The following is a 23786-nucleotide window of genomic DNA, read 5'->3' on the forward strand; positions in this document are numbered from 1 at the left end:
CGAAAGTGAGATTCAATTTTATTCCTCTGTATCGACTGATACGTCGTGTACTCCCCGTTGTTATGCTTTTTTCATTGTTGCCCGTCGGTTTTGTTGATTCTCTGTCTGTAGCGAATGCCGCTTCATTACAACCTGTTAATTCGGACGCTTCTACTCAGGCCCGTGAACTATACAATTATTTACTCAACATCTCAGGGAAAAAAATAGTCACCGGTCAGCATGATTATTTGGAAAGTCCGGATGAATTAAGTAACAAGGTCCAAAAAATCAGTCAGGCATATGTAGGTGTACACGGCTATGAGATGGGAGCTATCTCTGGTCAATCTGACGCTACCGAAGCAGCACAACGTAAAAATGTCGTCGATAGTGCTATCCGTTGGAGTAGATCCGGTGGTATTGTGACGATGACTTTTCATGAAGCGCTACCAGGTAGGCCACTGACTTGGGCCAATGTACAGGCGAAAGTAAGTCAGACAGAGTTCAACAAATACGTGACTCCAGGTACTGCGCAGTATAACCTCCTCATTGCCGATCTGGATAAGGTCGCTGTATCGTTAAAGCAGCTTCGTGATGCAGGGGTTCCGGTTTTGTGGAGACCTTACCACGAAATGAATGGTGACTGGTTCTGGTGGGGAAACAAAACTAATTTCAATCAGCTATGGAATATCATGTACGACCGTTTTACAAACACACATCAATTGAACAATCTGCTGTGGGTATGGAGTCCGAATGCTCCCAATTCGTATACTGTCCCGTATACCCCGAAATACCCGGGGGATGACAAAGTGGACATTTTGGCAGTAGACATTTACAACAATGATTTTAAGCAAAGTCATTACGAAGGTCTGCTTGGGCTGGCACGGAATAAGCCGATTGCCATTGGGGAGCACGGTGAGATGCCTAGTTCTGAGGTATTGCAGGCTCAGCCTAAATGGGTATATTCCATGACTTGGGGCAAGATGCTGACTGAGAATAACACTACAAATCAAATTCAGGATTATATGAATGATTCGAAGAGTTTGACGCGGGATGATGTGAAAAATGGGCTGGCAGCAATTGAACAACCTGGGACAGATGTACCGACCTTACCGGACGAGGGACAAAGTGAGCCTATCCCGGCTCCGTCTCCTCCTTCCGTTCCTGATGTGGTATATGTGAACGGGCTGCAGGGCGAATATTTTAACAATATGAATTTGAGTGGAAGTCCTGCTTTGATCCGTACAGATAGCAAGCTGGACTACAACTGGCGTGCCAATGCAGCTGATCCGAAGGTGAATGCCGATCAGTTCTCGGTTCGCTGGACGGGTAAAATCAAACCGCAATATAGCGAGACCTATACGTTCACAACGATATCTGATGATGGTATCCGTGTATGGGTAGACGGCAAGTTGGTTATTGACAGCTGGTTCAAACAAAGCTGGACAGAGCGTAAAGGTAGTATTACTTTGGAAGCAGGCAAAATGGTAGATTTAAAAGTGGAATACTATGATGAAAAAGGCGATGCGATGGCACGTCTAATGTGGGAAAGTCAGCATGAAGCGAAAGCGGTGATTCCCGAAAACGCTTTGTTTCTTCCTTGATTGATACTCTTTCCCGGTCAAAAAATTTGAGGAGAGAGGGTGGATCATATGATAAAAAAATGGTTATCCCATAGGTATACAGTAGTTTTATCTGGACTACTAGCGGTCGTAGCTATAGCGATGATCGCTTGGTTTATATACACGCCTTCAAGAAGCGCAGAATTGCAGACGGATAAAGTAGCGGCTGCCAGTCCAGTGTGGAAGCTGGGTCAGAGGGATGACTCTTCAGCGGAATTCAAAGGTGTGGTTGGTAGGGAAAATATCGATATTTCTGCAGCAGCTGCCTCTACCGAATCGTCTGCTAAAGGAGCATTGTCAGCATTGTCGGAAGCAGAGAGAAGTACAACAGTTCCGGTATTGCTCAGCAGTGGAGATATTCCTCCCGGTTTGAATGCGTCCACGAACCCTGAACTGACACTCCAGTATAAGCTGAATCAAATTCCTCCCAATGGTATGATATTCCGTGTTCGGATTTTGGATGCGGGCAAAGCAGTCCCGCAAATGGCTGTATTTTCAAATCATCAGCTGTCCGGTATTATTCAGATTGCCGGGGTATCTGGTACTGGGAGTGCTTATAATTTCAAAAACAACTACGATTTGTATATACCCAAAGAGCAATTGCAAAGCGGTGTTAACGTACTCAAGCTAAAGACAGCGCGCTGCCTATACTGCTCCTCTGCAGAAGATAAAAATGTGTGGTGGACTTGGGATGACTTGAGCTTGGAGACGTTAGCTTCACCTGCGACCGAACCGGTACACGGTAAATATGTACTGACCGGAACAAATGTGAACAATAAAGAATTTTATTATGATCAGGGTGCAGTTAAGCATTTACCATACGTTCTCAAGTGGCTGGGCATTGCTTATAGTGGCAACGTCATGAGGGTCACCTGTGCCAGTAATGTGGGCAAGGCCTGTACGGACGTGGATGATTACTATCAAACGTTAAAGCAGTATAATATGCAATCGTCTGCTTTGTATCTATATACAGGTGATATTAAGCTGCAAAAAGATGGTTCTCTACCAGAGACGGCCAAGCAAAAGTTGCGCGATTATGTAAAAAAATACGGTTCTTATCTTCAATATTATGAAGTAGATAACGAACCTGGATTATTTAATCGCTCCAAGGCGGTAAATCTGGCTGTGGCCAAGTGGTTGAATACAGAAGGCAAGCAATTGGCACCGCATCTCAAAACCGTAGCACCGGGCTGGGCCTACTGGCCAACGTACTCTACCAAGGCGTGCAAAAATCAAACCGGAGGTACGCAAAAATGCGGTGACCCAGATGGATGGGAACGGGACCCAGCGCAACGTAAACAGCTGGAGGAAGTCACCGACTTGACCAATGGACACGCCTATGGTGAATCGTACAATGAAGAGGGCGGGGGCAGCTTCGTCCAAAATTTAAAAACCTTCGGCGGTTCGAGCAATGGATTGGCGAAGAAGATGCTGAACACAGAGTTCGGTACCAATGATACGCATCGAGACAATCCAGATTACGGGGCTAGTCAGCCACAAGCAGCCGCATTCGACCGGATTATGCGTTCGCAAATTGGGTTTGCCGATATGTTTATCCAGCACGCTGCTTTTTATAAAGATTATACGCTGTTTAAAACAGGCTTTGATCTGCAAAGTCATAACCCGGCCAACACAGAAATTTATCCGTTCGGGCAAGGGCAGGACACCCGTGTTAAGATCATGAGACGCTTGAGCTTAGCCTATGCCACCCATGGAAAACCTCTGACTTATACAGTGCTGAATCCAGAGGATACCAAGGATAAGATGGTGTATGTTCGTGCGGTGGATACGTCCAAGCTTAAACCGCTGGCAGGTAGCGGCGCTACTTCAGACAAATTGCTGGTGAATCTAGTGAATTTTGAGGCTACCCCGCAGACAGTTCGTGTACGGGTAACGATGCCGAAAGCCGGTTTGTACACGGGTGAACGTTTTGGAGCGGGTTCTACTTACAGTCAGGCACAACGTTCCATATCAGGACTCAAGGCTTCTCCTGCCCTTGATTTTGAAGAAAAGCTGGGTCCTGGCGAAGCGGTACAATATATTTTGGAATTCAAAAGTACAGATCAAACCGCAGCTTCAGCTCCAACAGGGGTGAAGGCTGCCTCTGTTCAGGATGGGGCAGTAAAGATTAATTGGCTTCAGGCAGAAGGCGTATCTTCCTATGATGTGCTGCGTGCTGACGGGACCGACGGGGCCTATCAGGTGATTGCCTCGCAAGTAGCGGGAAGCACGTATACAGATCGGACGGTAAAAGCCGGAGGTCACTATGTCTACAAAGTTCGGGCGACCGGAGGCACTCAGGTTTCCCAGGCAGCCGAGGTCGCTTAATATCAGATCGGATTGTATATAGGACCTTAGATAACGAATACCTAACATCATTTCGAATTAAAACAAAAAAGAACCTATCAGGAGAAAATAGGACCTGACAGGTTCTTTTTTGTTGGAAAATCGTTCTGATTTGCCAATACTTTACGTATAATGAAGAAAAAAATAAGAAAATCCTTTTATATTCTCGTCATAAGACGACAACATTGCAGGTATGTATTCATATATAATAGTTTTGTTCATGACTATACATACATGGTTTGTAGGAAATCTCTTTCCGGTGACCAAGAATAATAAAGCGAGGTTAGTGCTGAATGAACAAGGAGACAGAATTAGGGGTGAACAACCCTCTTTTTCGAAACAACGTACAGAAAGCAGACAAAGCTGCCATCCACTTGGACATCCGGGACATTTTGCTCCAATGTGGTATCACGATACCAGAATGGCTAGAAAGCGACGCTGATGGAACCACATACCGGAAGGACAAGCGCGTGTAAATTCCAACGGCTGGTCTTACTTGAGCGAGACGTAAAGCAGTCGACCGCGTTCTTTATTCCATCATTCGTTCCATTCGGACAAATGCAATAAAACGTTTGGCTTCTTCCTCAGACAAGGTGCGTCCGTCAATGGTCAGGTTGAAACGTTGCAGAATATCCTCGTCGGACAGTTCAAGCTGGTCCACAAATTCCCTCACATCTGAATCCAATATTGCTGCCGGATGGCTCGTACGTCCCACCAAGTAGTCAATCGTTACCCCAAAAATATCAGCGAGCTTGGTCAGGATCTCAAAATCTGGCTTGCGCCTATTTTTTTCATAGTGAGAAAGAGCTGCCCGCGTAATTCCGAGGGATTGCGCTAGTTCCTCTTGTTTTAATCCCTTATGTTCTCGTAATTCAGCGATGCGGGTGCCATAATTCATCTGTTTTTCCTCCTGAAGGCAAGGTTAAGAAAGGTAAAAAAGCAATTTTACGCTTGACAAGATACGTTTTGTATCATAAATTAGTTATGTAAGTTACATAACGTATCTTTATTTCATAGTTTTCACTTATGTCTTCGTTTATATACCCTAAGAGGCCACCGATGATTGAGCATTTTGTGCTTATTCGCTGGCTGGACCTTCTATGCGCTATTATACAACATTTTACTATAGATTAGAGGGTCATGCACCGTTCTTTTCCCCGTTATGCAGAGGATCAGTACAAGCGTTATTGCATCGAAAACAAGTCAATCAGGGAGGACTGGTCTTGTGCAGTTGAAAGAGTACATCCGTTTGATCCGTAAAAGAATGTGGTTGATTGGTAGCATCGTACTGCTGGTATGTACTGTAGTGGGCATAAAAAATGTATATTTTACCCCGCAGATTTATGAAGCTACCGCAAAGCTCATTATCAACCAGACGCCACGACCGGATCGTGCAGGTGTCGTTGATTACAGTGTAGTTCAAACGAATATAGCCTTAACGAACTCCTATAAGCAAATTATGATCTCCTCGGCGATTATGGATCAGGTGGTCGCCAGCTTCCCCGACCTTAAGGTCACTCCGTCAGCTTTGGCGTCAAAATTAAGAGTGAACACCGCAGGTGATTCACAGGTCATGGATGTAACAATCCGCGATTTATCGTATACGAAGGCTGTGAAAACCGTCAATGCGGTAGCCAAAGTATTCAAACGGCAAATCCCCTCTATCATGAAAATGGACAATGTCACCATCCTAAGCGAGGCTAGTCTGAATGATCCAGCAGTTCCCGTGAACAGTAATCCCGCTATACAGATATTTATTGCTTTTGCCACCTCTTTGTTGTTGGGAATAGGCTTGGCGTTTTTGCTGGAGGTACTGGATGATACATTTAAGAATGAAGAGGATATTGAAAAAGAACTCGGTCTGCCTACCCTATCCCTGATTACGAAAATGAAAAAAGAAGATAAACGCTCTGACAGCTCCACTACAACTCCTAAACAGGTAGGTGAAGGGCAATATGCCGCGATTAATCAATAATCAGCTCGTTACATCCCTACATGCTCAGTCTTCCGTTTCGGAGGAGTACCGTATGCTTCGTACTAACATCCAGTTTTCTTCTATAGACGAGCCGATTGAGGTTATGATGGTGGCGTCCGCTCAGGCGGGTGAAGGCAGAACGGTCACGATTAGCAATTTGGCTGTAACCTATGCGCAAGAGGGGAAAAAAGTGCTGATTATGGATATGGATCTGCGTCGCTCCTCTTTGCACCATATGTTTGGTTTGCGTAATCACACGGGGCTGACACGGGTGCTTGCCAATCAACAGGCATGGCAGGATGTGGTTCAGGAAACGGGGATTGACCATCTGCATGCAATTACAGCCGGACCGAACCCGCCCAATCCGTCCGAGATGCTCAGTTCCCGCAGAATGAATGCTCTGCTGGTTGACCTAAAAGAACATTATGACGTGATCTTAATGGATACGCCGCCGTTGCTGTCCTTTCCGGATGGCTTAATTATAAGTGCCATGTGTGACGGAGTCATTCTGGTGGTGCAGGCAGGGAAGGTCAAAAAGGATATCGTCAAGAAAGCAAAAGCGAATTTGGAAAGAGTAAAGGCGCGCATTCTGGGTGTAGTACTTAATAATGTGAAGCGTTCGAATACCCGCGCTGAGCGGGGTATGGAGGAACGCAATCTGACATGAATAAAAAGGAGGAAAATGATAGTATATAAAATTCTTTTAACAATGTATAAATAATACTTATTAATAAGGAGCGAGGTGATGAGACGTGTCTTCTTCCCGCTCGAACGAGGCCGAAGTGCTGGGCGCGTCAGTGGATGTTTATTCGGTCGCTCATGGGCTTGAACGGCGGCAAGGATGGAACGTATACCCGTTCGTGAAGCGAAGCATGGATATTATATTGTCTTTCATTGGAATCATCGTGCTATGCCCGGTATTTCTGCTTGTCATTTTGCTGATTAAGCTGGAGGACCCAAAAGGAAGTGCAATATTTTATCAAGTACGTATTGGAAAAAATGAGCGGCCGTTTCGCATGATCAAATTTCGTTCCATGGTGTCTGATGCCGAGGCCAGATTGTCCGCACTGCTAGTGGAAAATGAAATTGAGGGTGCGATGTTCAAAATGCGGGACGATCCCCGAATTACCCGTGTGGGTCGCTTTCTTCGCAGAACGAGCATCGACGAGCTGCCACAACTGTTCAATGTACTACGTGGGCAGATGAGCCTGGTAGGACCCAGACCCCCATTGCCAAGAGAAGTCCATGATTACACTGTGAGGGATAAGCTGCGTCTGACGGTTACACCGGGCTGCACCGGTCTATGGCAGATCAGCGGTCGTAATCATCTAAGCTTTAACCAGATGGTAGAACTGGATTTGGAGTACATATCCAGACGCAGTTTCCGCACAGATATGATCATTATGCTGAAAACATTTCGTGTGCTGCTAGGCTCCAAGGATGCGTATTAAAGTCTTTCATTTTCACGAAGAAGGTAGGGAATAATTATGGATCTTCATTCCAACATATATGTAGCAGGGCATAACGGACTGGTGGGTTCCGCTATTGTCCGAGCGCTTCAGGATGCGGGTTACCGTCATATTATTACTCGCACAAGCCGTGAGCTGGATCTACGCAATAAAGAGGCAGTAGATCATTTTTTTGAAACAGAGCCTGTGGATTATGTATTTCTGGCAGCGGCCAAGGTTGGTGGGATTTTGGCGAATAACGAATATCCGGCTGATTTTATCCGTGACAATCTACTTATACAAACGAATGTGATTGATGCGGCATACCGGGCGAATGTAGGCAAGCTGTTATTCCTCGGATCTACTTGTATTTATCCTAAATTTGCTCCGCAGCCGTTGCGGGAAGAATATCTGCTTACGGGTGAACTGGAGCCTACTAATGAGGCCTATGCGATTGCTAAAATTGCCGGGATTAAAATGTGTCAGTCTTACAACCGTCAGTATGGAACCCGGTTTATTTCTGTGATGCCGACGAATTTATACGGTCCGGGCGACAATTTTGATCTCCAGACCTCTCATGTGCTGCCTGCGCTCATTCGCAAGTTTCATGAAGCCAAGCTGAATCAATCTCCGAGTGTAGAAGTATGGGGCTCTGGTACGCCACGGCGAGAATTTCTTCATTCTGATGATTTGGCTGAAGCCTGTCTGTTCCTGATGAACAATTATGAGGGAAATGAAATTGTAAATATCGGCGTAGGTGAGGATATCTCCATTCGTGAGCTGGCTGAACGAGTGAAGAATGTAGTCGGCTATGAGGGTGAAATTACCTTTAACACCTCCGCTCCTGATGGAACGCCGCGTAAGTTGGTAGATGTATCCCGAATTTCCGAGCTGGGTTGGTCGGCGCGTATTTCACTAGAAGAGGGATTAAAGTCTGTGTATCAGGCATTTCAAGGTCTGGATCTGGTTGAACAATAAAAAAACGGTGGGGGAATGGGAATGAAAAAAGCGCTGATCACAGGGATTACCGGACAAGACGGGTCCTATCTGGCTGAGTTGCTGCTGTCCAAGGATTATGAGGTGTACGGGGTGCGCAGACGAACCAGCACACCGAACTTTGAAAATGTAGCGCATATCCAGAATGACATCCACTGGCTTTCCGGTGATATGACCGATCTGGCTTCACTGATCGAAGCCGTCCGTCAGTCCGACCCGGATGAGGTCTACAACTTGGCTGCTCAATCCTTCGTAGCGGCTTCATGGCCGCAGCCGTTGGCTACAGGGCAGATTACAGCGCTGTCTGTCACCAATATGCTGGAGGCGGTTCGAATTGCCAAACCGGAAGCGCGCTTTTATCAGGCGTCAAGCAGCGAGATGTTCGGTAAGGTACTGGAGACACCGCAGACAGAAATGACTCCGTTTTACCCACGTAGTCCCTACGGTGTCGCCAAAGTGTACGGCCATTGGATTACAGTGAACTATCGCGAAAGCTTTGATATGTTTGCTTGCTCTGGCATTCTGTTCAATCACGAATCCCCACGCCGAGGACTGGAATTTGTAACGCGTAAGGTGTCGGATGCGGTAGCTCGTATCAAGCTGGGGTTGCAGCAGGAGCTGCGCATGGGAAATTTGGATTCACTGCGAGACTGGGGTTTTGCAGGGGATTATGTAAAGGCGATGTGGCTGATGCTTCAGCAGGATCAACCGGATGATTACGTCATTTCCACGGGAGAAATGCATTCTGTGCGTGAACTGCTGCAAATTGCCTTTTCCCATGTAGGGTTAAATTACGAGGATTACGTCGTGATCGATCCTCAATTTGTCCGTCCGGCAGAGGTAGATCTATTGCTCGGCGATTGTGCCAAGGCGAAAGAAAAGCTGGGCTGGCGATTGGAAGTAGGCTTCGAGCAGCTCATTCATATGATGGTGGATACAGACTTGGAGCGGATAAAAAGGCAGGCTGCAGTTGAAGCTTCTGTCGTCGTGTAAGAGATGGAGAGGCCATCCGCCTGGGCGGGGGTCTCTTCGCCGTACGCAAGGTCATTTTTCAAGATGGAGTAAAACCTATGACATTAGTCGAAAAACGCGCCAAACCGCGCAGAAGTTTGCTGGTGAATACATCCTGGCTGTTCGGTGACAAAATGATTCGCATGGTGTTCGGCCTGGCAGTCAGCATCATCATGGCGAGAGTATTGGGACCAGAGGAACTGGGAAAGTGGAATTATGCGGAATCCTTTTTCGGGATGTTTCTGATTTTCACGACCCTTGGCTTTGATTCTATATTAGTACGCGATCTTGTCAAAGACCCCAAGGATGAGCATGAGCTATTGGGTACGGCGGTTCTGCTGAAATTGGTAGGTACTCTGATAGCCATTGTACTGTCCTATTCCTTCATTTCACTGCTCAGACCGGAAGACAGTTCGGTGCGGTTGATCAATCTGATCCTGGCTACGGCCTCGGTATTTCAATTGTTTGATATCATCGACTACTGGTTTCGTGCGCAGATGCTGTCCAAATATACGGTCGTTGCCAAGAATACTGCCTTTGTTCTCGGCTCCACCATCAAAATTATTCTGTTGTTGTCCGGTGTCCCGATATGGGTGGTGGCGTTGTGTGCTCATGGAGAGTTTCTGTTGGGGAGCCTGCTGCTGCTGTATTTCTTCCATAAGGAAGGACGGCGAGTAAACCGATGGACGTTCCGTTTAGCCACAGCTCGGCGAATCATGAATCACAGCTGGCCGCTAATACTGTCATCCTCCGCTGTATATGTACAGGCACGGATCGATCAAGTCATTATCGGTGAACTGCTGGGGAACGCTGCGGTTGGGCAATACTCCGTTGCACTCCGACTTATCGAAGTGCTGGGCTTCATTCCGGTTGTTCTGACAACGGCCTATGCTCCAGTAGTAACCCGCTCCAAGCAGAAAGGAAGCGACGAATACAGACAGACATTGTCTACGGTATATCGCCTGATGTTTATATGCTTTCTTGTGACCTCGGTACCTTTATTTTTTCTATCCCAATGGGTAGTGGTTGTGCTGTATGGGAAAGAATTTACCGAAGCAGGTTCGCTGTTGTCTCTGTTTGCGATTCGTCTGTTTTTCACCAACTTCAGTGTTGCTAAAAGCTTGTTTATTACCAATGAAAATTTGTTCAGATACACGCTGCTGACCTCGGTGGTGGGTGCGGTTACGAATATCGCTTTCAATTACGCGCTAATCCCGTTGCTTGGTGTTCGAGGGTCGTTAGTGGCGACGATCTTGTCCTTTACGATATCAGTATTTCTATTAGATTTGCTATTTAAGGAAGTTAAATCTAATTTGGGTTGGATGATGAAGTCCATCCTGACCTTCTGGCGTGTTCATATTACAGTACCGAAAGTTGGAGAGAACAATCATGATACCCATTAAACCGTTTGTTCGGCATGAGGAACAGTGCCCACATTGTGGAGGTAAGGTACGTGGTGGAGAGGTGCTGTGGCAGGGAATCCATGTATGTGTCAGCACTGCGTGTGAGGGGTGCGGACGCGAATATCTCGAGGACATGAGGGTCGGTCATGCCACGTATTCACCTTATCGTGTAGAAATGCCTGACTATATTCTGACCGGTGATGCGAAGTCGAGAAAATGGCTCGGAGAGCCTTTGCGGCAATCGTTGATGAATCCTTCCTATGACTTAGCAGTCGGCATGACTGTGCATAAAATGAGAGCTTCTACACGTGTGATTATCATCAACACAATGGATTATTTGTATGGTCATGCTTTGCTCAAGCTGCTCAATGTGCAACGCGAATACGAGCAATCGCCGGACCTGGGCATCATCGTCATTGTGCAAAAGTCGCTGGAATGGATGGTGCCAGCATACGTGTCTGAAATTTGGACGGTTGATGTGCCGTTCAGCAGGGCACGAAACTTTTATCCTGTACTACATCATAGGATGATTGAGGAACTGATGCGTTTTGATGAGGTGTATGTCAGCCCCGCATATTCACATCCCAATCAGTTTGATATTGAGCAGTTTACAGGTGTCTCCCGCTATGACGAGGGGCGTGAGTTGGAGCCGCGCATTACCTTTGTATGGAGGGAAGACCGCTTGTGGAGCGGCAGCCATCATATCGCAAGAGCGGTACAGAAATTTCCGCAGCTCAAACGTGGGCTAAAACCGCTCATTTATCATCAGCGCAGTAAAATCATACGGCTGTTCCGCAGGCTGAGAGAAAGCTTCCCAGATCATCGTTTTACAGTCGCTGGACTTGGGCGTACCGGGAGCTTCCCGGCATGGATTTCTGATGAGCGTGTCACACGCTTTGACCGGGAAAGTGAGCTGCGGGTCTGCGAGGTATACGCAGCCAGCAGATTAGTAATCGGTATCCACGGTTCTAATATGCTGCTGCCCTCTGCGCATGCCGGCATGACCATTGATTTGATGCCCAAGGACCGATGGGGAAATTACGCTCAGGATATTTTATTTCACGAAACGGATCATCGGCTTACAGCCTACAAATACCGCTTTGTGCCGATGGAATCGAGTGTGACTCTAGTGGCAGATATGGCAGCTGCCCAGCTCAAAGGGGCAGATCATTTTAATATGCAGATGACGGAGGAGGGACAACGGGAACATTCAAGTTGGAGGGGGGAAGCCGCTTCGGGACGGATTTGATCTTCCGATCGCTGTTGACGAGGGATTCCCTGGATTGAATAGGCCCTGCAAGAGGGCGGAATCCCTCGTCAAAGGTGAACGCTACGCTTCTCCAGATTCAAATCCTACCCTCCGCTACGTCCCGCCGTCACCAAAAAGAATTTCCCCCAGCCTATTGGGTGGGGAAGGTAAAAGCCGCCTGGCGATAGCTTCGCCCTATCGCCTAGAACTTCTATGCCGGGCATGCATCCCGGCGTAATTAATGCTCTGTACAGTTCTCTGTCAGGGTGACAGGGTCCGGTGGATAACAATCTGGACAGGCGACAGTCTAGCCATAGTTAAGGCATCTTGGTCAGCTAGCGGTAGTAGTTCCATGTTGTTTTGTGAGCTTGCCATAACCGTACCAAGCTCACAAGCTGTTCGACGAGATCAGCGCCCTGCATGCATTTGCTCTCGTATCCACGCAGCGAGGGCACTTCATACCCAGCATTCCCTTTTTTTAAATGGGGTGACTTTATGGACACGGCGGTCAGCAGCGGAGCGGTCCATTTGAATCTGAAGAAGTGCTAGCGTTCGCCTTTGCAGTGGGATTCCTACCTCGGAATGTTTTATATATCCAGGAATCCCACTGCAACAGCGATCGGAAGATCAAATGGAACGCGCAGCGTTCTCCGAACCGTCCGTGCTCCATAACTCACCCAATATGAAATGGCAGGAGCCTTGATGATGATTCAAAAAATATTGTATATCCGCAATTTTGCCAGCAAGGTGAACGGGGACTCATACAATTTACAGGAAGTCGGTTTGGGCAAAGCACTCGTTCGAAAAGGCTACGATTGCGATATTGTTTACTACAACGATCGTAAGGAAACCCATCTGGAACAGGTCTACCGTCATGAAGGATGCACCTTGCGTATTATCTGGCTCCACGGGTTTAAGTTCTTAAGCAACAGCATCTACAGAGATGTTCTCAAAGATTCTTTTCTGGATGCTTATGGTCTGGTCATTACTACAGAATACAACCAGATCATGACCTATCTGCTTTCCCGCAAATGTCCTGATAAGCTGGCGTTGTATCACGGCCCATACCGGGATAACACGCACGCGCTGATCCGCAAACTGTACGATATTATGCTGCTGCCGAAGGTAACAAAATCTCTACGCCGTACCTATGTCAAATCCGACCTCGCCAAGCACTATCTAGAGAATAAAGGTTTTGACAACGTGGTTACGCTTGGAGTCGGGCTGGATCGCAGTAAAGTAGAGAGAGCATCCGACAGTGACATCAGTAACAACAGTGAAGACATAAGCGGGGAACGTGAGGAAAACCGTGAGGTCGCGAATGAGCTGCGTCGAATCGGAGATCGTCCGGTGCTACTGTATGTTGGTGTACTCGAGGAACGGAGAAATATACGTTTTATGCTGAGTACGTTCAAAAGGGTACTCCAAAAGCATCCTAGCTGCCTTTTGTTAATGGTCGGGAATGGACGGAAGACGGACACAGACCGCTATTGGACATATGCTCATGAACTGGGAATCACGGACAGTATTATACATTTTTCAAGAGTGGAGCAACGTCATCTGTGGCAGGTTTATGGAGCGGCGGATGTGATGCTGTTTCCGACCCAATACGATATTTTTGGTATGGTGCTGCTGGAAAGCATGCTATTTCGCGTTCCGATTATCTCTTCGGTAAACGGGGGCTCGGTTACCTTGATTGAGGACGGAGTGAGCGGAGTGATGCTGAGAAGCTTTTCAGAAGAGGAATGGTCTGGTCGGATAGGCGCTTTACTGGATAATGCTGAGCTGAGACGAAGTATGGCGGAGAAGGCCTTCCTTACGGTTGAGCGTATGTCGTGGGATCGCATCGCAGATGAAATAGTAAGCCATCAAGGGATCAAGCCCAGAAGTTCTAACCACGCTATGCAATCAACGCAGGAAAGAGGGGCAGCCACGTGAGCCAACAGGTCAGCAGACAGATGAACCCTCCTGTAAGCAAGGTGCTGATCATCCATAACTTTTATCAGCAGAGCGGGGGAGAAGACAAGGTTGTGGAGCAAGAATCGGCTATGCTGCGTTCCAGAGGAATAGAGACAGAGCATTACTATGTGCATAACGACAGCATTCAAAGCAGAGGGCTAGCGAACATGGCAAAGCTGGCAGTAGAGGCGGCATGGTCCCTGCCGGAATTCAAAAGAATCAAGAAGATACTTTTACAGGTGAAGCCAGATGTGGTGCATGTGCATAATTTTTTCCCGGTTATATCCCCTTCGGTCTATCATGCTTGTGAACGGCTGGGGATTCCGGTTGTCCAGACACTGCATAATTACAGGCTGATTTGTCCGGCGGCAACCTTTATGCGAGGGAATAAGGTTTGTGAAAAATGCCTGCACGGCACGCTGCTACACTCCATCCGTCATGGATGCTATCGAGGTTCACAGCTTCAGACGATTCCGGTGGCGGCGATGATTAAGTTCAACGATCTAATCGGCACATGGCAGCACAAGGTAAGTCGCTATATTGCGCTGACGGAGTTTGCACGGGACAAATTTGCCGAAAGCGGTATTCCGCTGGATCGTATCGCGGTAAAGCCGAATTTTATCCATCATAAAAAAGTGAAAACCCAGTATGACCCGAATGATCGTTATTTGTTGTTCGTGGGGCGGATTTCAGCCGAAAAAGGGGTGCGCAATCTGCTGCAAGCCTGGTCACAGTTGGAAGATCGGGGGGGATTGAGACTGGTCATCATTGGGGATGGTCCGGAAAAGGCTGAATTGGCCGCTGCTTATCCGCAGGAAGATGTTTGTTTTCTCGGTAAGCAGGATGGAGACACGGTACTGGATTGCATGAGCCGGGCTATGTATGTCATGGTACCTTCCATCTGGTATGAAGGATTTCCAATGACCATTGTAGAGTCTTTTTCTGTTGGAACTCCGGTATTATGCAGCCGGCTCGGCGCACTGGAGGAAGTCGTGGAGGACGGGGTGACGGGTTTCCATTTTCAACATGATGATTTGGAAAATATAAAGACTGTGATTCGCTGTGCAGTAGCCTATGAAAACTATGCAGCTATGAGACAGAAGGTGTCGGAAAACTATGCTGCACGCTATACGGAAGAAGTGAATGTAAAGCAGCTGATGGCGATATATAGCGAGGCGATGGAGGAGCGTGATTATGAAACAGCTGCCCCAATATAGAGTCGGAAGGATTGCGGATGCCGATATTGCAGCACTTACGTTTCAAGAAACGGTACACACGCTGGAACAATGGGCAGTCGAACGAAAGGACGGCTATGTGTGTATTTGCAACACGCATTCCATTGTCACAGCCGGGAATCATTCCGAGTTCCACAAAGCGCTCACTCAAGCCGATTTGTGTACTCCGGATGGTATGCCGTTGGTATGGGCGCTTAAGCTGTACGGATTTGAGCGTCAGGATCGGGTAGATGGTCCCAGCCTGATGCTCAAGTTGTGCGAACGTGCGCCACAGACGAAGGTAAGTATATATTTTTACGGCAGTACGCCGGATACGCTGGAGAGCTTAAAAGAAAGAGTAAGACAGGATTACCCCGGAATCCGCATCGCGGGCAGCTTTTCACCACCATTTCGTGAGCTTCACCCAGATGAGGAGGAGCGGATCATTGATGAAATCAATGCGTCCGGCGCGCATATCATATTCGTCAGCTTAGGCTGCCCGAAGCAGGAAATATGGATGTATCGAAACAAAGACTGCATCCGTGGCGTGATGATTGGAGTAGGGGCTGCCTTTGACTATATCACTGGAAAGGTTCGTAGACCGCCGCTAGCGATACAAAAGCTGGGGCTGGAGTGGCTGTATCGTCTGGTCTGCGAACCGAAGCGATTATGGAAGAGGTATGCCTATAACAATCCGACGTATGTATACCGTTTTCTAAAGTCTTATCGGCAAAACAAACGGCTTACGCTTTATCATAATCGGCTTGCAGGAAGAGATATAGAGAAGTGAAGTCGGTAAAAGCAGGATGCAATGAGACAGCATGTAAAAGGGGGAGTTGCTTTGAAGCTATGTGTAATTGGTGCAGGGTATGTCGGGCTGGTGTCGGGGGTCTGTTTTGCCGCACTCGGGAATACCGTCGTCTGTGTAGATCAGAATGAGGACAAAATTCATGAGCTGCGTGCAGGTGGGGTGCCTATTTATGAACCGGGATTAAAGGCTCTAATTAAAGATAATGTAGAACAAGGTCGACTAAGCTTTACAACAGATACGGCAGCTTCGGTGGAGGCAGCTGAAATTGTTATTTTGGCGGTCGGCACGCCTTCACTGCCGGGCGGGGAAGCGAACCTGTCCTATATTGAAGAAGCCGCCTGTGAGGTGGCAGACGCCATGAATGGCTACAAAGTAATTGTCACCAAAAGCACGGTGCCTGTCGGAACGAACGAACGTATTCAAAATTGGATTGCGAGCCGCACAAACTATCCTTTTGGTGTGGCTTCGGTTCCTGAATTTTTACGCGAAGGCTCAGCAGTCATAGACACCCTACAGCCAGATCGAATCATCATCGGAGCTTCCGATCCGCATGTGTCCGCAGTGCTGACTACACTGCACGAGCCGCTGACGACAAATATCGTAACCACGGATATCCGTTCGGCGGAGATGATCAAGTACGCGTCGAATGCTTTTTTGGCGACCAAAATTTCGTTTATTAATGAGATTGCAAATATTTGCGAAAAGGTGGGCGCAGACGTTACACGCGTGGCACACGGTATGGGGCTGGATCAGCGGATCGGTTCCTCTTTTTTGTCTGCTGGTATCGGCTATGGGGGTTCCTGTTTTCCCAAGGATACACAAGCTCTGATCCAAATTGCAGGCAACGTGGACTATGAATTCAAGCTGCTTAAATCTGTGGTAGAAGTGAATCAGGGGCAACGTTTTAACGTGATTCGTAAGCTAAAAGAGGCGCTGGGTGATCTGGAAGGAGCTACGATTGGTATATGGGGACTGGCCTTTAAACCGAATACAGATGACGTAAGAGATGCCCCGGCGCTGGATATTATGCAGTCGCTGCTGGAAGCAGGGGCGCAAATTCGTGCATATGACCCGATCGCTACCGCTAACTTCCGCAGACTGCTGGACAGCTCGGAAGTAACGTGGGCAGATAGCGCACGGGAAGCAGCAGAGGGATGCGACGCACTGTGTCTATTGACAGAATGGGAGGAGTTTGGTGAAATCGGGCTGGGTGAGCTGAATGAGCTTATGAAATATCCTATTATGATCGACGGACGCAATGTTTACAGCGAGGAGCAAATCAGACAATCTGCCTTTGCATACTATTCTGTCGGTAGGCCACAGATGAACAATCTGGATGTAGATCGTCATCAGTCTGTAGTAAATCCGTAAAGGGGAGGCTGCATATGAAACGATGGCTGAAGATGACATTGGGGGCTGCGGCGTTATTGGTCGTAGGGGCTACTGCCTACACCGCTTATGTGTATCATTCCTTTAAAACAGCGGCGAATGCGATGTATCATCCGCGCAGCATCGTGCAACCTGGGGCGGTTTCTACCCTTGCAACGGGCGGAGCAGGGCGATCCGTAGATACAGACTCTGGATCAAGTACACCCAATCCGGCAGCCATCTCCCAGTTCAAGCCGTTCACCGTGCTGGTACTGGGCGTAGATCGGCGGTCTCACGATCCAGGACGATCGGATACGATGATCGTTTTGTCTGTTAACCCTGCCGAAAGCTCTATGTTGATGTTCAACATCCCGCGTGATACGCGAACAGAGCTGATCGGCAGGGGGCGTGAGGACAAAATCAATCACGCTTTTGCTTTTGGGGGCGTGGATATGTCGATCCGTACGGTAGAGCATTTTTTGAACCATCCGATAGATTACTATGTACAGATGAACATGGAAGGGTTTGCGAAAATGGTGGACCTTGTGGGGGGAGTCGAGGTTCATAACCCACTTGATTTTCAATATGAGGGCCATCATTTTGCGCAGGGTAATTTGAACTTGAACGGGGCTGAGGCATTGGCCTACGCCCGTATGCGTTTTGATGATCCACGTGGGGATCTCGGAAGAAATGCTCGCCAGCGGGAGCTACTCAAGCAAATTCTTGCCCAGTCCATCAGTAAGGAAGGGCTGTTGAGGGTAAAACCGATACTGGAGGCAGCGGGGGAGCAGATTCGCACAGACATTACCTTTGACGATATGACCACCTTCCTAACCCGGATCGGTCCGTCCCTCAAGCAGACGGATACCGTTGAGCTGAAGGGACATGGGCGTAAAATCAACGGCGTGTATTATTACATTGTGGATGAGCAGGAACGCCAGCGTATCCATGGAGTGCTGGAGAAGCACATGCTTACCACGGCCATATCGCCTTAGGTAAGCCTTATGTAGACGGGTGCCCTATTGGGAGGTCACCCGTTATTTTCTTATAAAGTCTTCTAAAAAAGGCTTGTCCCACATACATCTGTAGAGAATTCGGTATAGTCCAACAGAGGGAGGGGCAATGTGTGCTGTTTAGAAGGAGAGCGGCTTCGGTGTTCGTCCGTAAGCTATTATATTTTGCAATCATATGTGGATTGTTATGGTTGCTGTGGCTGGGTCTGCATGGGGTGATGTCTACAGGCGAGGGCGATCAAGCGGTAGAAGCACTGAACGAGTTCTACACTATGGAGCAATCGGGAAATTTCGGAGGCTCATGGGAGTTTTTTCATTCGCAAATGAAAAAGAAATTCGAGAAGTCCACGTATGTACAGCAGCGTGCGCACGTTTTTATGCAGGATATGGGGACGGATACGTTCACGTTTGAACTGGGGGAGCCGCAGGCTGAATATGACATTCGTACCGATCAGAATGGGGAAGAGTTAGGGAAGGTTTACCGTATTACGGTCACTCAGCATTACAAGACCCGATTCGGCAATTTTGATATCGTACAGCCTTGTTATTTGACGCAGGAAGATGAGAAGTGGCGGGTGCTTTGGATATACAAGGACAAGGAATAGAGGTTGCGTGGTGTTTCTAAAAGGTTAAATATGGTACAATACTTCCAAAACCGGAAATGTACAGTAAAATGGATCACAGCTTCACTCCGGATGGAAGGAGTTTCAAAGCATGCAGCAAGCGACAGGACAGGTTCCCGTCATACGTATGGAGGGTGTGAGTAAAATCATTTCCTCAAAAGCGATCGTGGATGATCTGACGCTGGAGGTTCCGGCGGGGCAGGTATTTGGTTTCCTTGGACCCAATGGTGCGGGTAAAACGACCACCATCCGTATGATGGTTGGCCTGATTTCGATCAGCAAGGGCGATATTCATATTTGTGGAGACAGCATCAATACCGATTTTGAAAAGGCTGTTTCCCATGTCGGCGCGATTGTTGAGAACCCGGAAATGTACAAGTTTTTGACAGGCTATCAAAATTTGCAGCATTTTGCGCGAATGTCTCCTGGGGTAACACAAGAGCGCGTGGATGAAGCGATTCGTCTGGTGGGACTCGGAAACCGAATTCATGATAAAGTAAAAACCTATTCGCTCGGGATGCGGCAGCGACTTGGGGTAGCTCAGGCGATTTTGCATCGACCGAAGCTGCTTGTGCTGGACGAGCCGACCAATGGCTTGGATCCGCAGGGTATTCGTGAACTGCGGGATTATTTGCGTCAATTGGCCCGTAAGGAAGGAATTACCGTATTCGTATCAAGCCATTTGTTGTCCGAGATGGAGCTGATGTGCGACCGTGTAGCTATTATTCAGAGCGGACGGCTGGTTGATATCAAGCAACTGAAGAATACAGGGGAGGAAGTGCAGAAGGCGGAAATTGCTTTTGAGGTAAATGATGCCGAACAAGCTTATGCGCTTGCTGGAGCAGGGCGCGTCCAAGGTAATCAACTGCTGCTTCACCTGGAGCGGGAACAGATTGCAGAGATGAACAGCCTGCTGGCTGCAAATGGCATTAAAGTATATGCGATTCGCCCGGTTGCCCGTACGCTGGAAGATCAATTTTTGGAAGTGACGGGAGGCGGGGTCATTGGGTGATTTCTTCAAGCTGGTACATAACGAAAATCTGAAAATTTACCTGCGTGTGCGCACATGGATTATGCTGGGATTGCTGGCGGTCATTACTGCTGCGATTCCTATGCTGATTTCCCTGGTTTCCGATCAGGTCAGTGTGTGGGATGGGATTGCGTTGACGACGTTATTTACATTTTTCCTCAATACGACGTTTACGGTCATTGTAGCCGCTGATTCGGTGGCTGGTGAATTTACTTGGGGAACGATTAAACTGCTGCTCATCCGACCTTGGACTCGCAGCAAAATATTGTTGTCCAAGTATATATCCGTGATTTTGTTCAGTTTGCTCGGAACGATCATTTTGATTTTGATGGTTACGCTGTCCTCATGGGTGATGTTATCCAAGGATGCACCAGCGGGTTCTGTTCCGCTGTTCAGTGATCCGATATCTTACGTAACGCTGAACTTCTTGTATAGCTATATCGCCTTATTCGTGACGATGGCCTTTGCTTTTATGCTGTCCGCTGTTTTCCGTTCCAGTGCCTTGGCGATTGGGCTGTCACTGTTCATGATGTTCACCAAAACAGTTTATAACACGATTGGCTTGTTCAGCACAGATCGTTTTGAATGGACCAAATACGTTCTATTTACGCATATGGATCTGAAAAAATATTTAGATATGCCGCCGGGTACGGTAAGTTCCAGTCTAACCTTTTCGCTCACCGTGCTGGCTGCATATTATGTGATTTTTATCGCCATTGCCTGGGTGGTTTTCGTAAAACGGGATGTTTCAACCTAAATCGAAGTGTCTTAGAGTTACATAAAGGACGTTCAAATGCCTAGCATTTGGACGTCCTTTTGTTATTTGAGGATTTTGCAAAATCCTCATTTAAGACTATTTTTCCTGTATTTAGGTTATTTTTGCTACACATTCTGCATACAGGGGTATATTGTAATCTATTTTCAGCAAGAATCAATCAATAGGGTCATTTTACGTTTAAAGAGGTAGAGAGAAACAGAACAGAGGGGGCCGCATGATATGCTGCAAAATAATCGTTTTTTTCGTCTGACTACAGGTATCGTCATGCTATTACTCATCATTTACTTGGGCACCAAAGTAAGTTTTATATTTAGTCCTCTCGTATCCTTGGTCAGCTTGCTGGTGGTACCGTTAATGCTATCTTTTTTCCTCTATTATTTATTGAGGCCGATTGTAGATGTAATGGAACGGAGAAAAATCAAACGATCTATCTCCATCTTGCTGATTTATTTGGTCATTGGAGTGTTATTGTTTGTTTTCTCATGGGGTGTGTGGCCTACGCTGCGTGATCAAGTTACCAATTTATTTGAAAATGCGCCGAAGCTCATTAAAAGTCTGGTTGATCAATTGAGCCAATGGCGGCATAATCAATCCTTGAGACAAGTACTGCCTCCGGGTGAAGACCCGCTGTCACAACTGTCAGATACGTTGAACGAAGCTTTTTCGACACTGTCTGATTATTCGGTAAAGCTGGTATCGTTCGTGTCCTATTTTTTTATTGTATTGGCTACCTTTCCAATATTGCTCTATTACATGCTGAAGGAAGGGAGCAAGTTTGGCCCTAAAATGCTAAACTTCTTTCCAAAAAAATATCACAAGGACGTATTGGAGGTTATGGAAGATATCGATAGTGCACTCAGCAGCTTTATCGTGAGTCGGGTGCTGATTAATGTCGCGTTGGGTGTGATGATGTTCCTTGGATTTTTAATTATTGGTTTGCCTTATGCCTTGCTGCTCGCCGTTATTTCGATTTTTCTTAATTTTATTCCCTATGTGGGGGCAGTGGCTGCTTCTATACCTGTGGTTATTATTGGATTTCTCGAATCACCTTCGATGGCACTCTGGTCCCTGGTCGTGGTGATCGCTGCACAGCAAATTCAGGATAATTGGTTGTCACCTATAGTTTTTGGCAAGCAGCTGGATATTCATCCGTTGACTGTCGTTATTTTACTGTTAGTTGGTGGCGACCTGCTCGGGATTCTGGGTATCATTTTGGTGATTCCATTGTATATGTGCGGAAAAATCGTCATACGCAAGGTGTACCAATTATTTTTGGAGCGCAGAGTGGAGGATATTATGGAATGAATGGAAAATGCACTGGATTTAAAGGAGTATATACTGACTTTATCCTGCTTCGGATTGCAGAGCGGCTTGGCTGTCCTCCTTGTTTTTGCTGAAACTAGATTGGGTTTCGTCGTTTGACTCATCCGTAGAAGTTGACAACTCTACATCCTTTGTTCGGTTCATTTGAATTGTGCCGTCCAGTATACCACCTTCAGAAATGACCAATGCAGCGGTTGCCGTATTTCCGTACAGTTCACCTGTCGGCGTAATGGTCAGTCGTCCTTCTGTAGTAATGCTGCCGAACACCTTACCGGCAAGAATGACGTCTCGTGCGATGATGTCCGAACGTACAACAGCAGATTCTCCAATGACGACAGTACGAGTGCTGCGGATATCGCCCTGAAAATGACCGTCGATCCGAATATTGGCCTCTGCCTCAACTGTACCTTCAAAGCTGGTGCCATTAGCGAGCAGTGTATCCATAGCTGGGGCGGAGAGCTTTTTTTTGGATTCCTTGAACATGATGGTTTTCCCCCAATCTTTTATTGTAAAGATTTTGAAAAATCCTTATTGTACATACAGTAATGGATCGACAGGTTGGTTATGCTTGACGATCTGAAAATGAAGGTGAGGTCCTGTGCTTCTCCCGGTACTTCCCAGCAGACCGATGGTCTGTCCTTTGTGGACACGATCCCCCGGAGCCACCTGCATGCCGCTCAGGTGCATATACCAGCTCTGGAGCCCGTCAGGATGCTGGATGATGATGCACTTGCCGCGGGCTCCGCTAGAAGCAGCCTCCAAGACGGTGCCCGCCCCAGCTGCATAGACAGGATCACCGGTTTGTCCGGCAATGTCCACGCCTGAATGAAAGGCAGATCTACCCGTAAAAGGGTCGCTGCGATAGCCGAAGCTGGAGGTCATTCGCCGTGAACCGACAGGCCAAACGGAGGGATTCCCTTGCTCGGCAAGAGCCAGCCTACGAGTCTGGAGTAGCTGTGCGGCTTGTTTGCGCTCCAGATTTTGCTGTACGGCATTTGCTTGCTGAATAGAGCGGGGAACCGTACGTTCCACCGTGTCCAACAGAGATTCGATCTCCTGAAAATCATCCATTGCCTTGCGAGTTAGGAGGGCAGTATTTTCATGCACTGCGATCAGCTCACCTCCGATATGGCCGGAAGCATCCAAGGAGAGCGGCGTCATGGTCTTTTTATGGTTACTTGTGGCAGATGAGTTTCCGTGTTTTCGAATGAATTGCTGCATTTGCTGTTCCAGCTCCGTTACACGCTGGAGGCGTTCACGAATATTGGTGGCTTGATTCGTCAGCTCCATGACTTCCTGCCGTAGTCGCCCAATGGCTGCATCCTTGTCCGCTACCGTGACCTCCATCTGCAAACTCTGGACAGCAAGATTCGTTTCCATTTGGGAGATAATATGGGAAGAACGGATTTGCAGTCCGATCACAAGTGTAGAGATAGATGCGATCACAAGAGTTGGGACGAGAATGACAGCGGCTGTAGAGCATTGTAGCTGCTTGGGTGGTTGCTGTGCATCCCGAATAACAAGCAGGGTCATCCGGCGATTTAGGCTTCCTTTTTTCATAATCGCTCCTTTCCGGACATCGCTCCTATAGTGCTTGGTTACTATCTATTCAGCTTAAGAGGCAAACATGTCAAAAAAATT

22 protein-coding genes are annotated in these 23786 nt (G+C 47.5%); 19 read left to right on the forward strand and 3 right to left on the reverse strand.

What is annotated here, in order from left to right; translation table 11 throughout:
• The first annotated feature begins 5 nt into the window (after nucleotides 1-5).
• From KAI37_RS05775 to KAI37_RS05785, 3 genes are all read left to right on the forward strand, one after another.
• Complete coding sequence (locus KAI37_RS05775) at nucleotides 6-1580, forward strand: glycosyl hydrolase (RefSeq protein WP_071639864.1); 1575 nt, start codon at nucleotides 6-8, stop codon at nucleotides 1578-1580.
• 48 nt (nucleotides 1581-1628) lie between these two features.
• The gene (locus KAI37_RS05780; RefSeq protein WP_220030901.1) at nucleotides 1629-3926 is read left to right on the forward strand and encodes a PD-(D/E)XK nuclease family protein; all 2298 of its coding nucleotides are present in this window, start codon (nucleotides 1629-1631) and stop codon (nucleotides 3924-3926) included.
• Nucleotides 3927-4237: 311 nt separating this feature from the next.
• Complete coding sequence (locus KAI37_RS05785; protein ID WP_025720481.1) at nucleotides 4238-4420, forward strand: hypothetical protein; 183 nt, start codon at nucleotides 4238-4240, stop codon at nucleotides 4418-4420.
• 53 nt (nucleotides 4421-4473) lie between these two features.
• Here the strand turns inward: KAI37_RS05785 and KAI37_RS05790 are convergent, their stop codons facing one another.
• Nucleotides 4474-4842 carry a helix-turn-helix domain-containing protein gene (locus KAI37_RS05790; protein WP_025720479.1) on the reverse strand — a complete coding sequence of 123 codons (369 nt, stop codon included), beginning with the start codon at nucleotides 4840-4842 and terminating at the stop codon, nucleotides 4474-4476.
• Between the two features lie 327 nt (nucleotides 4843-5169).
• On the opposite strand from KAI37_RS05790, the gene KAI37_RS05795 reads away from it, so the two are divergent.
• The 16 genes from KAI37_RS05795 to KAI37_RS05870 all read left to right on the forward strand — a co-directional run bounded on the left by KAI37_RS05795 (nucleotide 5170) and on the right by KAI37_RS05870 (nucleotide 22127).
• The gene (locus tag KAI37_RS05795; protein ID WP_023987432.1) at nucleotides 5170-5919 is read left to right on the forward strand and encodes a YveK family protein; all 750 of its coding nucleotides are present in this window, start codon (nucleotides 5170-5172) and stop codon (nucleotides 5917-5919) included.
• The gene (locus tag KAI37_RS05800; RefSeq protein WP_023987433.1) at nucleotides 5900-6586 is read left to right on the forward strand and encodes a CpsD/CapB family tyrosine-protein kinase; all 687 of its coding nucleotides are present in this window, start codon (nucleotides 5900-5902) and stop codon (nucleotides 6584-6586) included. Before KAI37_RS05795 ends, KAI37_RS05800 begins: the two co-directional genes overlap by 20 nt.
• Before the next feature lie 85 nt (nucleotides 6587-6671).
• Entirely contained in the window at nucleotides 6672-7370 is a 699-nt protein-coding gene (locus KAI37_RS05805) for a sugar transferase (RefSeq protein ID WP_023987434.1), read from the forward strand.
• A gap of 36 nt (nucleotides 7371-7406) precedes the next feature.
• Nucleotides 7407-8345, forward strand: a complete 939-nt coding sequence (gene fcl / locus KAI37_RS05810; protein WP_071639866.1) for a GDP-L-fucose synthase — start codon at nucleotides 7407-7409, stop codon at nucleotides 8343-8345.
• A 21-nt stretch (nucleotides 8346-8366) separates the two neighbouring features.
• Entirely contained in the window at nucleotides 8367-9356 is a 990-nt protein-coding gene (gene gmd / locus KAI37_RS05815) for a GDP-mannose 4,6-dehydratase (protein ID WP_071639867.1), read from the forward strand.
• Between the two features lie 77 nt (nucleotides 9357-9433).
• Entirely contained in the window at nucleotides 9434-10777 is a 1344-nt protein-coding gene (locus KAI37_RS05820; RefSeq protein WP_053324853.1) for a flippase, read from the forward strand.
• Entirely contained in the window at nucleotides 10764-12026 is a 1263-nt protein-coding gene (locus KAI37_RS05825; RefSeq protein ID WP_071639868.1) for a hypothetical protein, read from the forward strand. Before KAI37_RS05820 ends, KAI37_RS05825 begins: the two co-directional genes overlap by 14 nt.
• A 705-nt stretch (nucleotides 12027-12731) precedes the next feature.
• Nucleotides 12732-13964 (forward strand): glycosyltransferase family 4 protein, encoded by a 1233-nt coding sequence (locus KAI37_RS05830; RefSeq protein ID WP_076292335.1) that lies wholly within the window; start codon nucleotides 12732-12734, stop codon nucleotides 13962-13964.
• Nucleotides 13961-15202, forward strand: coding sequence for a glycosyltransferase family 4 protein (locus KAI37_RS05835; protein ID WP_220030902.1), 1242 nt, complete (start codon nucleotides 13961-13963; stop codon nucleotides 15200-15202). Before KAI37_RS05830 ends, KAI37_RS05835 begins: the two co-directional genes overlap by 4 nt.
• Nucleotides 15180-15989 (forward strand): WecB/TagA/CpsF family glycosyltransferase, encoded by an 810-nt coding sequence (locus KAI37_RS05840; protein WP_071639871.1) that lies wholly within the window; start codon nucleotides 15180-15182, stop codon nucleotides 15987-15989. The genes KAI37_RS05835 and KAI37_RS05840 overlap by 23 nt, the downstream gene beginning before the upstream one ends.
• Nucleotides 15990-16040: 51 nt before the next feature.
• Entirely contained in the window at nucleotides 16041-17381 is a 1341-nt protein-coding gene (locus tag KAI37_RS05845; protein ID WP_071639872.1) for a UDP-glucose dehydrogenase family protein, read from the forward strand.
• Between the two features lie 14 nt (nucleotides 17382-17395).
• A complete protein-coding gene (locus KAI37_RS05850) occupies nucleotides 17396-18373 on the forward strand; it encodes an LCP family glycopolymer transferase (protein ID WP_071639873.1) in 978 nt (325 codons plus the stop codon).
• Nucleotides 18374-18504: 131 nt separating this feature from the next.
• Complete coding sequence (locus KAI37_RS05855) at nucleotides 18505-18996, forward strand: hypothetical protein (RefSeq protein ID WP_071639874.1); 492 nt, start codon at nucleotides 18505-18507, stop codon at nucleotides 18994-18996.
• Nucleotides 18997-19105: 109 nt separating this feature from the next.
• Nucleotides 19106-20026, forward strand: coding sequence for an ABC transporter ATP-binding protein (locus KAI37_RS05860; protein ID WP_071639875.1), 921 nt, complete (start codon nucleotides 19106-19108; stop codon nucleotides 20024-20026).
• The gene (locus KAI37_RS05865; RefSeq protein WP_025720453.1) at nucleotides 20019-20801 is read left to right on the forward strand and encodes an ABC transporter permease; all 783 of its coding nucleotides are present in this window, start codon (nucleotides 20019-20021) and stop codon (nucleotides 20799-20801) included. Before KAI37_RS05860 ends, KAI37_RS05865 begins: the two co-directional genes overlap by 8 nt.
• Before the next feature lie 240 nt (nucleotides 20802-21041).
• Nucleotides 21042-22127: an AI-2E family transporter gene (locus tag KAI37_RS05870; RefSeq protein WP_071639876.1), complete on the forward strand. Its 1086-nt coding sequence runs from the start codon at nucleotides 21042-21044 to the stop codon at nucleotides 22125-22127.
• A 39-nt stretch (nucleotides 22128-22166) separates the two neighbouring features.
• Here the strand turns inward: KAI37_RS05870 and KAI37_RS05875 are convergent, their stop codons facing one another.
• Together KAI37_RS05875 and KAI37_RS05880 are read right to left on the reverse strand one after the other, a co-directional pair.
• Nucleotides 22167-22628, reverse strand: coding sequence for a bactofilin family protein (locus tag KAI37_RS05875; RefSeq protein ID WP_025720451.1), 462 nt, complete (start codon nucleotides 22626-22628; stop codon nucleotides 22167-22169).
• Between the two features lie 45 nt (nucleotides 22629-22673).
• Nucleotides 22674-23705: a M23 family metallopeptidase gene (locus KAI37_RS05880; RefSeq protein ID WP_076292336.1), complete on the reverse strand. Its 1032-nt coding sequence runs from the start codon at nucleotides 23703-23705 to the stop codon at nucleotides 22674-22676.
• Nucleotides 23706-23786 lie beyond the last annotated feature (81 nt).

It is taken from the genome of Paenibacillus sp. S25, assembly GCF_019454085.1.
Classification (GTDB): Bacteria; Bacillota; Bacilli; order Paenibacillales; family Paenibacillaceae; genus Paenibacillus; species Paenibacillus polymyxa_B.